A 13,192-nucleotide genomic window follows, 5' to 3' on the forward strand; every position below is an offset into this window, starting at 1 on the left:
CAACAGGGAGCCCGAGCTGCGTTCATGTCAAACGACCGTCAATTCGCCGCCCAAGAGACAGCCAAGGCGCTGATCGAAGTTCAGGCGGTGCTCGTCAATACCGAGAAACCTTTCATCACCACGGCGGGCTGGGCGTCGCCGGTTTATATCGACATGCGCAAGATCATCAGTTTCCCGCGCCTGCGCCGGCGGCTGGTGGACTTCGCGACCCGCGCCATCGAGCGCGACATCGGCTATGAATCGCTCGACGTTGTGGCGGGCGGCGAGACCGCGGGCATTCCCTTCGCCGCCTGGATTTCGGACAGCCTCATGCTGCCGATGCAATATGTCCGCAAGAAGCCGAAGGGCTTCGGCCGAAATGCGCGCATTGAGGGCGACCTGCGCGAAAACGGCCGAGCGCTGCTCGTCGAAGATCTCGCGACCGACGGCGGCTCGAAGAAGGATTTCGTGCAGGCGCTGCGGGACTCCGGCCAGCGCTGCGACCATGTCTTTGTTTTCTTCTTTTACGATATCTTCGCCGGCGCGCGGGAGGACATGGCGAAGATCGGCGTCACACTGCATTATCTCGCGACCTGGCGCGACGTGCTGGCTGTCGCCCGCGAGCATGGCTACTTCCCCGAAACGGCGCTGAACGAAATAGAGGCCTTCATCGCCGATCCCATCGCCTGGTCGGCCGCTCATGGGGGAGCGGACCGGCCGAAGGCGTGAACCGTCTCATCCGGCGGGCGACGCATTAGCAAGAGTTCGCGCCCGCCGAATCATCCCCAAATCCTATCTCGACGAACGCCCGTCTTTCTCCTAAAGATGGAATGCTGAGATGGATAATAGAAATACTTAATCGTGATTAAGCTTCTCCAGGGAATGACGGCAACAGCAACTTAACGCCTTTGTAGCTACTTTTCCCAACGCGCCGGGGGGCAGCGCCTGAAGCCGCATAGGCCTGCGGTTCGGCGTCCGTATGCGAGGGGAGAGCCGAGCGATGCGGCGGTCCGAGAATCCGAGAGACGCTCGGTTGGAAGTCATCTCTCATTACAGCCGCTCCGGGGAAAAACATCCGCCGCTTCTGTTCGTACATGGCGCGTGGCATGGCGCCTGGTGCTGGAATCGCGGCTTTCTGGAGCGCATTGCCCGGCAAGGCTTCGACGTCCACGCGATGAGCCTGAGGGGTCATGGGCGGAGCGCGGGCCGCGACCGTCTGCGCACGACCCGCGTAAGGGATTTCGTCGACGACATAGAGGAAGTAGCGGATAGCCTGCGGGCGCCGCCCATTATCATCGGCCATTCCATGGGCGGCTTCCTGACCCAGAAGCTCATGGAGCGCCGGCGTCTTCCGGGCGTGGTTCTCCTTGCCTCCATGCCTCCGAACGGCGTCGCGGCCTTCGTGGGGAAACTGATCCGCACCGATCCGGTCGGCGCGCTTCAGGCGAATCTCAGGCTCCAGCTCAGACCTGTCGTTTCGACGCCGGACCGCGTGAAGCGCCTTTTCTTCTCCAAGGTCACGCCTGACGCCGACATCGATCTTTTCGCCTCGCAGCTCGGCGATGAGGCGTTCTTCGCCTATCTCGACATGCTGTTCGCCGATCTGTGCAAGCCCGCGAAGGGAACGCCCGTGCTGGTGCTCGGCGCCGAAAATGACGCGATCTTCCCGATCGAGACGCAACGGCGCATCGCGGCGGCTTATGGGACCGAGGCGATCGTCTTTCCGAACATGGCGCACGACATGATGCTCGAGCCCAACTGGGAGCGGGTCGCCGACTTGATCGCCGCCTGGGTTCGCGAAGGCTGCCGCCAGCGCCTTCCCGTCGCCGCCTGACGAAGCCTCAGGCGGGCTTCACCGCCCAGGCGCCGACCACCAGAGGCCCGAGCATCAGAGCGTCGATCGCATCCGCCTCGTCGCGGATCCGCCGCTCAAGCGTATCGATGCCGATTTCCGCCTCCGTGGCGACCTGCATCTTCACCATCGCGGGCGCAAGGCTACGGATGGTCGAGACGAACCACGTCGGACAGAACCCTCCCCCGCCCTGCTCGATGCGGGTGATGCCGAACAGCGAAGGCGTCAGGCCCGCGGCCTTGAACGCGCGCCCCAGCGAGGCGCCGATGCGCGGATGAAAACCGCAGCGCTCGAACACCGTGGTCAAACGGACGACGTTTTCGGTCACGGAAGCGATCGGCGGCACAGTGGCGGAGCGCGAAAGATCGGGTTCCTGAAAGGCGACGATTCCGCCGGGAACGACGTAAGACAGCAACTCCCGCAGTCCAGCAGCGGGATCGGGAAAGTAAATCATCACGAACCGGCCGACGAGCGCGTCGAATTTTTCGTTGCCGCCGACATGCGGAAGCTCCGCCTGGCGGAACTCGATATTGGTCGCCCCCGCCGCCGCGGCGCGCGCGCGCGCGCGGTTCAGTCCCTCCGCGTCGCGATCAATTCCGACGACCGAGCCGGCATCGCCGACGAGACGCGCCGCCAGAATGGACACGTCGCCCATCCCGCAACCGATATCCAGCACTCTCATGCCCGGCCGCAGACCCGCGCGCCTGAAAAGATCAGTTGTCGTTTCGTTGAGAAATGCGGCCTGCTGCTCGAGCCGCTCAGCCTCCTGGGCCGAATATCCGAGGGGGTAGGAGCCGCAATCTTCCCTGCTCATGACGCATCCCGGCTGAAGTGGAGAAATGGTTAAACTCGAACGTGACTAGATAAACCCAATCTGAACGCGGACGAGAATTTCCTGCTCGTTTGGTTAACTCCGCCCGCAACCGAAATCGCCTATTCGGCCGCAAGGCTCATAAAAAGCTTTACCTCGTCCTCGAGCCGGTCGATGTCGGCGGCGAGTTCCCTGCGCCTCGAAAATGCGTTGAGCGCGAGCCCTTCCCGAAGGTCCATCGGTCGGCCCAGGAGGCGATAGAGATCGTCGAAGGCATTGGACGCCTCGTCCATCTCGGCCGCAATGTCCCCGAGAGTCCTTGCCGCGGTTTCCGAATAGGGTTCCGAGGCCAGAACCTTGAAACAGTCATAGGCCGCCTCGACCCAACCGGCGATCTTTGGATGCGCAGACAAATCGGCGTCAGGCGCGACGTGATGGCGCAGCGTGTCGCTGAGATAGGCGTCGATCTCCGCCTCGGTCTGGGCGGAAAGATTGGGCCAGGCGACGCCCAGCCGCCTCCCGATTTTTTCGATTTCGGCGCGCCAGTCCCGAAGGAAAAGCGGCCAGAAGACGATGGCGCGCGGCAGGGGGCGAGAGAATGCTTCAGCGTCGAGCATATGCCGCAACCAGATCAGCGAACTGATCTCGGGCGCAAAACCGTTGCGCTTTTCCAGCGACGCCGCAACCTCGATCGGCGAACGAAGGGCGATAATGCAGCGCAAGCCATAATTCAGCTTTCGCAGCGCCCGCGCCCAGAAGGGGCCCATGCGGGAATTCCGGGGATCCTTGAGAACGATCAGCGGCGCGAGGTCGAATTCGCTTTTCAACAGGGCGACCGCTTTTTCCCCGAGCGCCTCCAGTTGCGAGGGCTCGATGCGCGATTCGTCGAACTTCCGCCAATCGTTCCAGACGCTGCCAGCGCACGCCAGCGCTTCGTCGTTGAAACTGGCGATCAATGTTGATTCGTAATGGCCGCGAACATTGTCCGGCATGCCGCTCATCAAAGTATTCGGCGCCCGAACGCCGAGTCTCGTGAGCGTTCCCGAGACGGAGGACGTGCCGGAGCGATGCATCCCCAGAATCAAAATTGCCGTCTTTTCCGGTTCTTCGCTCCCGCCGAGCGAAGGTTCTTCTGGGTCCGCCATCGAATCGTCGCCATTTTTCTACGCTGTCGCGAGGCTTATCCGGTTCCCCCATTGAGAGCAAATCGAGACGAATGCGCGCCCGGATACAGCCGATCATCCTCCCATTTTTGCGGCCGGCGAGGAGGCGACGCGGCGCCTGGCCGGTTTTCAAGAACAGCTGATGAATTCGCGATAGATCCAGCCGAGCCGCTTGCCGCCGGGCGTCGCGACATAGGCCCAGGGCCGGCCCACTCTGTCTTCGCCATAGCGCTGGACGACGACCGGGCGACCGCTCTCGATCGCGCCGATGACGTTTTCTTTCTGGTCCCAAATATCGAGCGAGGTTCCGGCGGGAGCCGTCGCGGTGCAGCGGTCGCCCGCGAGCGCGGGCGCGTCCCAGGCAATGGCGGCGGCGAATGCGGCGAGAAGCAAACCTGTGGTCAGCGACAATTTCTCAGACATGCATAACTCCTTTGCGAATGGCGTCAGCTATAGTCGCCGCGTTCCTCCCCAAAGTTGCGCGAGCGCACATGAGCCTGCGATGAACAGAGCCCCTCTCCTCTTCCTGCTTCTCGCCCTTGCCGCGCCTGCGCGGGCGGAACCGCCGCCCGGTTTCGCCCGCCTCTCCGACGTCGCGCCGGACATTGCGCAGGACATGCGTTACGCGGGGCCGAACAATTTCACCGGCCGCCCCGTTCCGGGCTATCGCGCGCCGCAATGCTGGCTGCGCGCCGAGGCCGCAAGGGCGCTCGCCGCCGCACAGGCGGATGCGAGGGCGCAGGGCGTTTCGCTCGTGGTCTACGATTGCTATCGCCCCAGACGCGCCGTCTCCTCCTTCGTGGAATGGTCGCGCAACGCCGATCAATCGACCAAGGCCGACTATTATCCGCGTCTCGACAAGCGCCAGCTCTTTCCTCAGGGCTACATCGCCGAGCAATCCACCCATTCGACGGGGCTCGCGGTCGATATCGGCGTCGCCGGGTGGAATTTTGGCACGCCTTTCGATTTCTTCGACCAACGCTCTTGGACGAAATCGGAGACGGGCGGCGAGGCGCGGGCGCATCGTGAAGCGCTCGTCGCACTGATGCGCCGCCACGGCTTCCAAAATTATCCGCGCGAATGGTGGCATTTCGCCTTCAGTGGGGCGGACGGCGCCCAAAGCTACGATGTCGAAGTGGAGTGAGACCGTGCGCGGATTTTCCTTCGCGGCCGCCACCATCTGTCTTCTCGCCTCGCCGCTCGCGACGGCGAAGGATTGCGGCGCGCTGAACACGCAGATGGAGATGAACGTCTGCGAAGGCGAGAATCTCGCCAGGGCCGACGCCACGCTCAATGCCGCCTACGCCAGGTTGACGGCGAAGGTTGGCGCGGGCGGCAGGGCCAGCCTCGTCGAAGCGCAGCGGGCGTGGATCAAATATCGCGATCTGCAATGCGGCTTCGAAACGCTCGGCGCAGTCGGCGGCTCTATTCACACAATGCTGGCCGCCATTTGCAGGACCGAGCTTACGCGGGACCAGACGAAGCGGCTGCAACGCCAGCTCGACTGCGTGGAGGGCGACCTGTCCTGCGGCGGGCAATGAGACTTTATCTTTGGCTTGCGGCGCGGATCGCTGAAATATTGGCCCTAACCCAGACCGCGAGCCCCTCTTCGTCGATCTCGCGATTGGAGAGTTGCTCGATGATAATGAAGCAATCTTCGTCGCGGGCGGTCAGTTCGTAGCCGTTGTCGGCGAGGAACAACTCCATCGCCGTCAGCGCCACGCCCTTCTTGCCGTCGACGAAGGGATGGCTGCGGACGAAACCATAGGCGCAGGCTGCGGCGAGCCGCGCCGCGTCGCTCGACGGCGCCGCCCGCGCAATCTCCTGCGGGCGGGAAAGCGCCGTGGTCAGCGCGGGCTCGCTGATCAGTCCGATGGCCCCGCGATGGGCGGCGAGCAGTTCCTCGTGGATCGCGAGAACGATGTCGCGATCGAGAAAGCGCCACCTCGTCACTTGGAAAGCCCGCGCAAGGCGTTGTGCCGCCTGCTCATCATTCGGCGCGCAAGGGCGATGCGGCGTTCGAAATCGGGATCGCTCTTGGTGATGCGATAGCCCTCCGGCGAGCGGGTGAGATAAAGCCGGTCGCCCTTCTCGACGTTGAGATCCGCGATGATCTCGCGCGGCAGAACGACGCCGAGGGAGTTGCCGATCCGAAGGACTTTCAACACGCCGAAGGCGTTGGCGGGGTCGATTTCGTCCATAGGTTACAACACCCGTATTAACGTTGATGATTATAACAAATGTTATAACTAAAGCAGGGCAAACGCAACATGACAAATGACCGTGCGCGGATAAACTGCGCGGCCCATGCGTCCCGACATTCTCGCTCCGCTTTTCGGCCGCGTAGCCGCCCTGCCCGGCGTCGGCCCCAGGACCGCGCCGCTGTTCGACCGCCTGCTCTCCAGGCCAGGTCAGCAGGCGCGCGTGGTCGATCTCCTGTTTCATTTGCCTGCGAATCTCATTGACCGCAGCCGGCGCCCCAAAATCGCGGAGGCGCCGATGGACGCCATGGTGGTCATACAGGCGCGCGTCGTCGAATGCCGGCGGCCGCAGGGGCGCTACGCCAAACAGCCCTATCGCGTGCTCGTCGAGGACGAGACGGGCGACGTCGAACTCGTTTACTTTCTTGCCAACGCCGACTGGATCGAACGCAGCCTGCCCCTGGGCGCGACGCGATGGATTTCGGGCCGTCTGGAACTTTATGACGGGCGTCGCCAGATGGCGCATCCGCGCGTCTTCGACGAGGCGGGGTTCGCGAAGCTGCCCCCTTTCGAAGCCGTCTATGGGCTGACCGAGGGCCTTCAGCCGCGTTTCGTTTTGCGCGCCACGGAAGAAGCGCTGACGCGCCTGCCGGCGCTTCCCGAATGGCAGGAACCCGCCGTCCTCGCCGCGAACAAGCTGCCGGGCTTCGCGGAGGCTATGCGCGCGGCGCATCGGCCGGACGACGCCAGGGCGCTGTCGCCGCAACATCCGGCCCGCCAGCGGCTCGCGCTCGACGAGCTTCTGGCGAGCCAGCTCGCGCTGCGCCTCATGCGCGCGAAAATGCGTCGGCTTCCCGGACGCGAGAACAGGGGCGACGGTCGCCTTGCGCGCCAGATCGAAGCCGCGCTCCCCTTCCGGCTCACCGGCGCGCAACGGCGCGCCCTCGAGGAGATTCGCGCCGACCTCGGCTCCAACATGCGCATGTTGCGGCTCGTGCAGGGCGACGTCGGATCGGGCAAGACGGTCGTCGCGGCGCTGGCGATGGCGAGCGTCGTGGAATGCGGGCGGCAGGCCGCGCTGATGGCGCCGACGGAAATTCTCGCGCGCCAGCATTACGAGCGCCTTGCGCCGCTCATGCAGCCGGCGGGCGTGCGCATCGCCCTCCTCACGGGCCGCCTGAAAGCCAGCGAGCGCGCGGCGGCGCATGCGGCGATCGCGGCGGGCGACGTCGACGTGGTCGTTGGAACTCATGCGCTCGTGCAGGGCGATCTCGTTTTCCACGACCTCGGCCTCGCGGTCATCGACGAGCAGCACCGGTTCGGCGTTCAACAGCGTTTCGCTCTGGGCGCCAAGGGGCTGGGCGTCGACGTGCTCTTGATGACGGCGACGCCGATTCCGCGCACGCTGGCGCTCACCGCCTTCGGCGATATGGACATCTCCGCACTCGACGAAAAGCCGCCGGGCCGCACGCCGATCTCGACCCGCGCCCTCCCGGCGTCGCGCATCGGCGAGGTCGTCGCGGGGCTCCAGCGCGCGCTGGCGCAAGGCGCGCAGGCGTATTGGGTCTGCCCCCTCGTCGAGGAGAACGAAGACCTCGATCTCGCCGCGGCGGAGGCGCGGGCGGCGGATCTGCGCCATTATTTCGGCGACGCGGTCGGCTTGCTGCACGGTCGGATGAAAGGCCCGGAAAAGGACGCGGCGATGGAGGCTTTCCAGCGCGGCGACACGCGGGTTCTGGTCGCGACGACCGTCGTCGAAGTGGGCGTCGACGTGCCCGAGGCGACCATCATGGTGATCGAGCACGCGGAACGTTTCGGGCTCACGCAGCTTCATCAGTTGCGCGGGCGCGTTGGGCGCGGCGCGCGCGAATCGAGCTGTCTGCTCCTATACAAAGGGCCGCTGAGCGAAGCGGCAAAAGCCCGTCTTATGGTCTTACGTCAAACGGAAGACGGGTTCCGTATCGCAGAAGAAGACCTGCGACTGCGCGGGGAGGGCGAATTGCTCGGCACGCGGCAGGCCGGTCTGCCCGGCTTCCGCCTTGCCGACATCACGGCCCATGCCCGCCTGCTTGCGATCGCGCGGGACGACGCGGAACTGGTTTTGCGTCGCGATCCCGACCTCGTCAGCGAAAGGGGACAAGCCCTGCGGGCCCTGCTCTATCTCTTCGAGCGCGACGAGGCGGTTCGCCTGTTGCGGGCGGGCTGACGGCCGATCAGGCCGCCGCGCGCTGCAACTGGGCGAACTGCGGCACGAAGCCGGCGACCGTTTCGAACGGAATGCGACGGTCGAAATTCAGCGTCCGCGCGTCGCCCACGATGAGCGCCTGCGGGGCCAGCAAGACCGTCTCGAAGTCCATGTAATTGAGACAGGCGTCCTGATTCATCATCGCCTGGGCGAGCGTCCGGTAGGATCCGTTTTCCGACGCCGAGAGATCCTCCTCCCGCGTCGCGCACTCGACGTGCAACGCAAAGCGCAGCTTGGTTTGCTCCACCTCGAAGATGAACAGCATCCGGGTCGCCGGCGCGCCAATTCGCGCCGGGCTCCAGTTGCGCCACCAGGCATCCCCGCCCCGGGCTTCCTGTTGCTCCTTGTGCAGCAGGGTGGCGAGCGGCCAAAGGCGAGAGAATTTCGTGCGGCTGAGAAACCAGGACCGGAACTCGTGAGATTCAACCAGCTTCGAAGCAAAAATCTCGTCGAGGCGACGGTCGGCGGCGGCGTCCTGCATGGTCTGGTCCTTGATTCAAAAAAATAATCGGCGCGCTGCGTCAATGCGCTCTTCCCGACTTCTACGCGGTCCGCGTGAATCTTCCGTTTAGAAACCGCCCTATAAAAGCCTAACGCCAAACAACAATTCGCTCCATACGTTAAACTACGCGTTGTGCGACCACCACCCGGTTGCTATTCACGCCTTTTGAATTGTTGGAGACGCCCCAACAGTTGCTGGTCTTGGTGAATTTCTGCCGATTGACCACGACGCAGAGCCGCGCGAAGGGAAGGCCCTCCATCGCTTCCCACACCAGGCGCTCCAAAAGCACCCCGCCGCGCCGAACTTCCCCGACTTCGTAAGCGACGCGCCCGCCGGGCCGAACGACCCGCGCAAGTTCCTGAAAAACGCCGCGGGTCATCTCTTTCCAGGCCTCGAGGGACCGAAGCTGGGAAATCTCGACCCTTTCCGCCGCCACGCCCGCGAACCAGTTGCGCAGCCAGTTGTCCGCCCGGTAATCGACGACGTCGAGAAAGGGCGGCGAGGTCACGACGAGATCGACGGATGCGTCTGCGAGATAGGCGAGCTTCGTCGCCGGCGCCACGGCGAGTTGCGGCTCCTCGCCGGACGGCGGCGCGCCCTCGGCGAGGAGCGCCCGCGATTTCTTGAGGATCAGCGCCGCAATGTCGCGCGGCGGCGGCGTCTGCGCGCGGCGCGCATTGATCTTGACCTGCGCCTTGACGCTCACCGCCTGATTTGGCGGCATGGTGTAGACCGAGAAAAAGCCGGGCGAATGTCCGGTCAGCCGATTGAGGGCGACCATCCGAATCCAGTCGTCGACGGGATCGGGCGGGCGCGCCAGCAACCAATTCCGAAGCGCGCAAATCTGTCTAAGCGTATCGGGATGGTAGAAGGCGAGAAGATCCTCGCGCTCGATCTCGCCGTCGCCGAGCGGCGCCTCGGCGAGCCGCCGCGCCACTTCGGACAGCGCGGGCGGCCGCAGTCGCGGCAGCGTCAGCATGAGCGACAGGGGATTGGCGTCGGAGCCGCAAGGACGACGCCCCCTCAGCGCAGCCTCGAGGGGCGTCGTGCCGCGGCCCATGAATGGGTCGCAAACCACGCCCCCCGGCGCGCTCAGCCGCTCGATGAAAAACGCGGGAAGCTGCGGCTTGAAACAGGCGCGGTAGCTGATTTCGTGAAGGGGATGCCCCGAGCGCTGCGCGGAGGTCCAGAATTCGTTGACGAAATAAGGGATGCCCCCTTCCTCGAAGACCTGCGTCGGCGCGCCGAAATCGTCGAAGGCGCGAAGCGCGGCGAGAAAGGCCCGCTCGCCGCGCGCCTGCGCGAGACCCATCAGGAAACGCGGTCGACGAGGCGCGGCAGCTTGCCGACCTTCCCGCCGACCTCGCGCCGGGCGAGCCCAAGCTCGTATTGCATCTGTAGTTCCAGCCAGTCTTCGGGGTCGACCCCGAACCAGTGGCCGAGCCGAAGGGCGGTATCCGCCGTAACGCCGCGTTGTCCGTTTATGATCGCCGTGATGCGATTGACCGGCACTTCGAGATCGCGCGCGAGATCCGACGCCGTGAGGCCGAGTTCGGCCAGATGCTTTGCGAGAATTTGGCCGGGATGCGTCACCATCCACTCCTTCGCCCGGAGCCTGTTTCCGGAACGCCAAAGAACGCGCGGCCGATAGGCGGGCGGCGGCGCGTGAAGCGGCGCCGGAGCCGGCCGTTGCCGCCGCGCGCGCTCACGAATCGGCGCCCGAAGCGGGCGGCCCCGAAAGGCGCCCGAAAGAAAGAGTCGCGTAAGCGTCTGGCGATATCCCCGCATGGCCTCATGCCCCATCCAGCGTTCGATACGCAAACCATACTCACGCCTTCCGTAAACCCTACCGGCCTCCTTCGCTCTCGCCGCGCGCCCAGGCGTCGCGCACGTCTGCGATGAAGTCCGCCAGGCGTCCCTGCGCGATCGCGCCGCGCAATCCCGCCATCAGCTCCTGATAATATGCCACATTGACCTGAGTCAGCAGCATCATTCCGAGAATTTCCCCGGCTTTTACGAGGTGATGCAAATAGGCGCGCGAATAGTCGCGCGCGGCGGGACAGTTCGACTCCGGGTCGAGCGGCCGCTTGTCTTCAGCGTGGCGGGAGTTTTTGATGTTGATTTTTCCGAATCGCGTATAGGCGAGCCCATGGCGGCCCGCGCGCGTCGGCATGACGCAGTCGAACATGTCGACGCCCCGCGCCACCGCCTGAATAATGTCGTCCGGCGCGCCGACGCCCATGAGATAGCGCGGCTTGGTCTGGGGCAGATGCGGCACGGTGGTCTCGAGCATGTCGAGCATGACCTCCTGCGGTTCGCCGACGGCGAGGCCGCCGATGGCGACGCCGTGGAAGTCCATGTTCGCGAGCGCCGTCGCGCTTTCGATTCGCAGCGGCTTGCTGGCGCCGCCCTGGACGATTCCGAACACCGCCCTGCCCGGCTGCTCGACGAAGGCCTTGCGCGAGCGTTCGGCCCAGCGCAGCGAAAGCCGCATGGCCCGCTCCGCCTCCTTCTCCGAACAGGGCAGCCGCACGCACTCGTCGAACTGCATCTGGATGTCGGAGCCCAGCAGATGCTGGATCTCCATGGAGCGCTCCGGCGTTAGATGATGTCGCGAGCCGTCGATATGGGATTGGAAGGTGACGCCGCTCTCATCGAGCTTTCGCAGCTTCGCGAGCGACATGACCTGAAACCCGCCCGAATCGGTCAGGATCGGATGCGGCCATCGCATGAATTCGTGCAGGCCGCCGAGCCGCGCCACTCGCTCGGCGCCGGGACGCAGCATCAGGTGATAGACGTTGCCGAGCACGATGTCCGCGCCCGCCGCGCGAACGTCCCGCGGAAACATGGCCTTAACGGTCGCCGCCGTTCCCACCGGCATAAAGGCCGGAGTCCGGATCGTTCCGCGCGGCGTAAATATCTCGCCTTTGCGCGCCGCGCCGTCCGTCGCCTGCACGACGAAGGAAAATTCACCGCTCATTTCCGCTCCTTGGCGCCGAGCTCGGCGAGCTTCACGATCTTATAGTTTCCGCTGTCCGTCTCGTTGAACCAGACCTCGAAAAGCGCGCCCACCCTGATTTCCGTATTCCGTAAATCCGTGCGCCAGTCATCGGCGTTCCTCCCGAAATCGATGCGGCCGTCGCGACGCAGGATGAAGGGCCGCGGCAGGCCGCCGTCCAGATCGAACGCGCCGAAGAGATCCCACGGCGACGCGACGCGTAAATCCTCCACGCGCAGATCGAGGGTCATCGGCGCCTCGGAGGGATCCTCCCGCCATTGGGCGACCAGCCGGATGTTGCGCGCGTCGCTCATCCGTCGGCGCGATACAATAGGCTGGCGTCGCCATAGGAATAGAAGCGATAGCCGTTCGCAATCGCGTGGGCGTAGGCCGTTTTCATGCGCTCCAGGCCGCAAAAGGCGGAAACGAGCATGAAAAGCGTCGACCGCGGCAGATGAAAATTGGTGAGCAGCATGTCCGTCATACGGAACTTGTAACCGGGCGTGATAAAGATGCCCGTACGCGCTGCGTAAGGGAGAGCGCGTCCGTCTGGCGTCGCAGCGCTTTCTAGCGTCCGCAGCGCAGTCGTGCCGACGGCGACGATGCGGCCGCCCGCCGCCTTCGCGGCGTTCAGCGCCTCGGCGGTCTCGGCGTCGATGCGCGCATATTCCTCGTGCATTTTGTGCGCGTCGGTGTCCTCCGCCTTCACGGGCAGGAAAGTCCCGGCGCCGACATGGAGGGTCACGCGACGCAGGCTCACGCCCATCGCCTCGATGGCGGCAAGAAGCTCCGGCGTGAAATGCAGGCCCGCCGTCGGCGCCGCGACGGCCCCGGCCTCGCGCGCGAAGATGGTCTGATAGTCGGTCTCGTCACGCGCGTCGGCGGGGCGCTTGCCGGCGATGTAAGGCGGCAGCGGCATGTCGCCCGCGGCTTCGATCGCCCGATCGAGCGCTGGCCCTGTCAGTGCGAAACGAAGCGTGATCTCGCCGTCTTCGCCTCTGGCTTCGACATGGGCGACAAGGGCGTCATCTCGGCTCGAGATCGCTGCGCCGTCATGGCGGGCGAAGCGGATCTCATCGCCTAGAGCCAGCTTCTTCGCCGGCCGCATGAGGGCGCGCCAGCGCGCGGCGTCCAGTCGCTCGATCAGCGTCGCCTCGACTCGGGCGCTCAGAGCGCCCCGTATGCGCTTGCCCGAGAGCCGCGCATGGATGACGCGCGTATCATTGACGACGAGAACGTCGCCGGCTCGAAGAAAAGACGGCAGATCGCGCACGATCCGATCCTCGAAGGGGCCGGACCGCGGCGCGACGAGCATGCGGGCGCTGTCGCGCGGCTCAACGGGCCGCAGCGCGATACGATCCTGGGGAAGATCGAAGTCGAAGAGGTCGACGCGCATCCAAAAGGGCCTGGTCCCCCCTCCCCATGGCGTGGGAAGAGGGGG

At 64.9% G+C, this 13,192-nt stretch carries 16 protein-coding genes; 5 read left to right on the forward strand and 11 right to left on the reverse strand.

The annotated features are described in order from the left end of the window. Positions 1–24: 24 nt before the first annotated feature. Positions 25–708, forward strand: a complete 684-nt coding sequence (locus ACV959_RS09610; protein ID WP_475736391.1) for an orotate phosphoribosyltransferase — start codon at positions 25–27, stop codon at positions 706–708. Between the two features lie 304 nt (positions 709–1,012). After that, positions 1,013–1,813, forward strand: coding sequence for an alpha/beta hydrolase (locus ACV959_RS09615; RefSeq protein WP_475736392.1), 801 nt, complete (start codon positions 1,013–1,015; stop codon positions 1,811–1,813). A 7-nt stretch (positions 1,814–1,820) separates the two neighbouring features. Here ACV959_RS09615 and ACV959_RS09620 read toward each other — a convergent pair whose 3' ends face one another. The 3 genes from ACV959_RS09620 to ACV959_RS09630 all read right to left on the reverse strand — a co-directional run bounded on the left by ACV959_RS09620 (position 1,821) and on the right by ACV959_RS09630 (position 4,228). Beyond that, positions 1,821–2,645 (reverse strand): class I SAM-dependent methyltransferase, encoded by an 825-nt coding sequence (locus tag ACV959_RS09620; RefSeq protein WP_475736393.1) that lies wholly within the window; start codon positions 2,643–2,645, stop codon positions 1,821–1,823. Between the two features lie 119 nt (positions 2,646–2,764). Next, on the reverse strand, positions 2,765–3,787 hold the full coding sequence (locus tag ACV959_RS09625; protein WP_475736394.1) for a sulfotransferase family protein: 1,023 nt from the start codon (positions 3,785–3,787) through the stop codon (positions 2,765–2,767). Positions 3,788–3,934: 147 nt separating this feature from the next. Beyond that, complete coding sequence (locus tag ACV959_RS09630; RefSeq protein WP_475736395.1) at positions 3,935–4,228, reverse strand: peptide-binding protein; 294 nt, start codon at positions 4,226–4,228, stop codon at positions 3,935–3,937. Between the two features lie 79 nt (positions 4,229–4,307). Here ACV959_RS09630 and ACV959_RS09635 point away from each other — a divergent pair, with 79 nt between their 5' ends. Together ACV959_RS09635 and ACV959_RS09640 are read left to right on the forward strand one after the other, a co-directional pair. Beyond that, positions 4,308–4,949 carry a M15 family metallopeptidase gene (locus ACV959_RS09635; RefSeq protein WP_475736396.1) on the forward strand — a complete coding sequence of 214 codons (642 nt, stop codon included), beginning with the start codon at positions 4,308–4,310 and terminating at the stop codon, positions 4,947–4,949. Further along, positions 4,933–5,346 carry a lysozyme inhibitor LprI family protein gene (locus ACV959_RS09640; RefSeq protein ID WP_475736397.1) on the forward strand — a complete coding sequence of 138 codons (414 nt, stop codon included), beginning with the start codon at positions 4,933–4,935 and terminating at the stop codon, positions 5,344–5,346. The genes ACV959_RS09635 and ACV959_RS09640 overlap by 17 nt, the downstream gene beginning before the upstream one ends. Before the next feature lie 4 nt (positions 5,347–5,350). On the opposite strand, the gene ACV959_RS09645 is transcribed toward ACV959_RS09640, so the two are convergent. Next, a complete protein-coding gene (locus ACV959_RS09645; protein WP_475736398.1) occupies positions 5,351–5,758 on the reverse strand; it encodes a type II toxin-antitoxin system death-on-curing family toxin in 408 nt (135 codons plus the stop codon). Beyond that, entirely contained in the window at positions 5,755–6,006 is a 252-nt protein-coding gene (locus ACV959_RS09650; protein ID WP_475736399.1) for an AbrB/MazE/SpoVT family DNA-binding domain-containing protein, read from the reverse strand. Before ACV959_RS09650 ends, ACV959_RS09645 begins: the two co-directional genes overlap by 4 nt. A gap of 106 nt (positions 6,007–6,112) precedes the next feature. Between ACV959_RS09650 and recG the strand changes: the two genes are divergently transcribed. Next, positions 6,113–8,212: an ATP-dependent DNA helicase RecG gene (recG, locus tag ACV959_RS09655; RefSeq protein ID WP_475736400.1), complete on the forward strand. Its 2,100-nt coding sequence runs from the start codon at positions 6,113–6,115 to the stop codon at positions 8,210–8,212. 7 nt (positions 8,213–8,219) lie between these two features. On the opposite strand, the gene ACV959_RS09660 is transcribed toward recG, so the two are convergent. The 6 genes from ACV959_RS09660 to queA all read right to left on the reverse strand — a co-directional run bounded on the left by ACV959_RS09660 (position 8,220) and on the right by queA (position 13,147). After that, entirely contained in the window at positions 8,220–8,732 is a 513-nt protein-coding gene (locus ACV959_RS09660; RefSeq protein ID WP_475736401.1) for a hypothetical protein, read from the reverse strand. A gap of 139 nt (positions 8,733–8,871) precedes the next feature. Then, positions 8,872–10,065 carry a DNA methyltransferase gene (locus ACV959_RS09665; RefSeq protein ID WP_475736402.1) on the reverse strand — a complete coding sequence of 398 codons (1,194 nt, stop codon included), beginning with the start codon at positions 10,063–10,065 and terminating at the stop codon, positions 8,872–8,874. Continuing rightward, positions 10,065–10,346, reverse strand: a complete 282-nt coding sequence (locus ACV959_RS09670; RefSeq protein WP_475736403.1) for a HigA family addiction module antitoxin — start codon at positions 10,344–10,346, stop codon at positions 10,065–10,067. The genes ACV959_RS09665 and ACV959_RS09670 overlap by 1 nt, the downstream gene beginning before the upstream one ends. A 253-nt stretch (positions 10,347–10,599) precedes the next feature. Further along, entirely contained in the window at positions 10,600–11,733 is a 1,134-nt protein-coding gene (gene tgt, locus ACV959_RS09675; RefSeq protein WP_475736404.1) for a tRNA guanosine(34) transglycosylase Tgt, read from the reverse strand. Next, positions 11,730–12,065 carry a hypothetical protein gene (locus ACV959_RS09680; protein WP_475736405.1) on the reverse strand — a complete coding sequence of 112 codons (336 nt, stop codon included), beginning with the start codon at positions 12,063–12,065 and terminating at the stop codon, positions 11,730–11,732. The genes tgt and ACV959_RS09680 overlap by 4 nt, the downstream gene beginning before the upstream one ends. Further along, positions 12,062–13,147, reverse strand: coding sequence for a tRNA preQ1(34) S-adenosylmethionine ribosyltransferase-isomerase QueA (queA, locus tag ACV959_RS09685; RefSeq protein ID WP_475736406.1), 1,086 nt, complete (start codon positions 13,145–13,147; stop codon positions 12,062–12,064). The genes ACV959_RS09680 and queA overlap by 4 nt, the downstream gene beginning before the upstream one ends. Positions 13,148–13,192: the final 45 nt, after the last annotated feature.

Source organism: Methylocystis sp. Se48 (assembly GCF_056269425.1).

Coding starts and splice junctions, on each gene's coding strand:
- ACV959_RS09630 (WP_475736395.1), bottom strand. CDS start 4,228: ATGTCTGAGAAATTGTCGCTGACCACAGGTTTGCTTCTCGCCGCATTC.
- ACV959_RS09620 (WP_475736393.1), bottom strand. CDS start 2,645: ATGAGCAGGGAAGATTGCGGCTCCTACCCCCTCGGATATTCGGCCCAG.
- ACV959_RS09650 (WP_475736399.1), bottom strand. CDS start 6,006: ATGGACGAAATCGACCCCGCCAACGCCTTCGGCGTGTTGAAAGTCCTT.
- recG (WP_475736400.1), top strand. CDS start 6,113: ATGCGTCCCGACATTCTCGCTCCGCTTTTCGGCCGCGTAGCCGCCCTG.
- ACV959_RS09640 (WP_475736397.1), top strand. CDS start 4,933: ATGTCGAAGTGGAGTGAGACCGTGCGCGGATTTTCCTTCGCGGCCGCC.
- tgt (WP_475736404.1), bottom strand. CDS start 11,733: ATGAGCGGTGAATTTTCCTTCGTCGTGCAGGCGACGGACGGCGCGGCG.
- queA (WP_475736406.1), bottom strand. CDS start 13,147: ATGCGCGTCGACCTCTTCGACTTCGATCTTCCCCAGGATCGTATCGCG.
- ACV959_RS09625 (WP_475736394.1), bottom strand. CDS start 3,787: ATGGCGGACCCAGAAGAACCTTCGCTCGGCGGGAGCGAAGAACCGGAA.
- ACV959_RS09680 (WP_475736405.1), bottom strand. CDS start 12,065: ATGAGCGACGCGCGCAACATCCGGCTGGTCGCCCAATGGCGGGAGGAT.
- ACV959_RS09635 (WP_475736396.1), top strand. CDS start 4,308: ATGAACAGAGCCCCTCTCCTCTTCCTGCTTCTCGCCCTTGCCGCGCCT.
- ACV959_RS09665 (WP_475736402.1), bottom strand. CDS start 10,065: ATGGGTCTCGCGCAGGCGCGCGGCGAGCGGGCCTTTCTCGCCGCGCTT.
- ACV959_RS09660 (WP_475736401.1), bottom strand. CDS start 8,732: ATGCAGGACGCCGCCGCCGACCGTCGCCTCGACGAGATTTTTGCTTCG.
- ACV959_RS09610 (WP_475736391.1), top strand. CDS start 25: ATGTCAAACGACCGTCAATTCGCCGCCCAAGAGACAGCCAAGGCGCTG.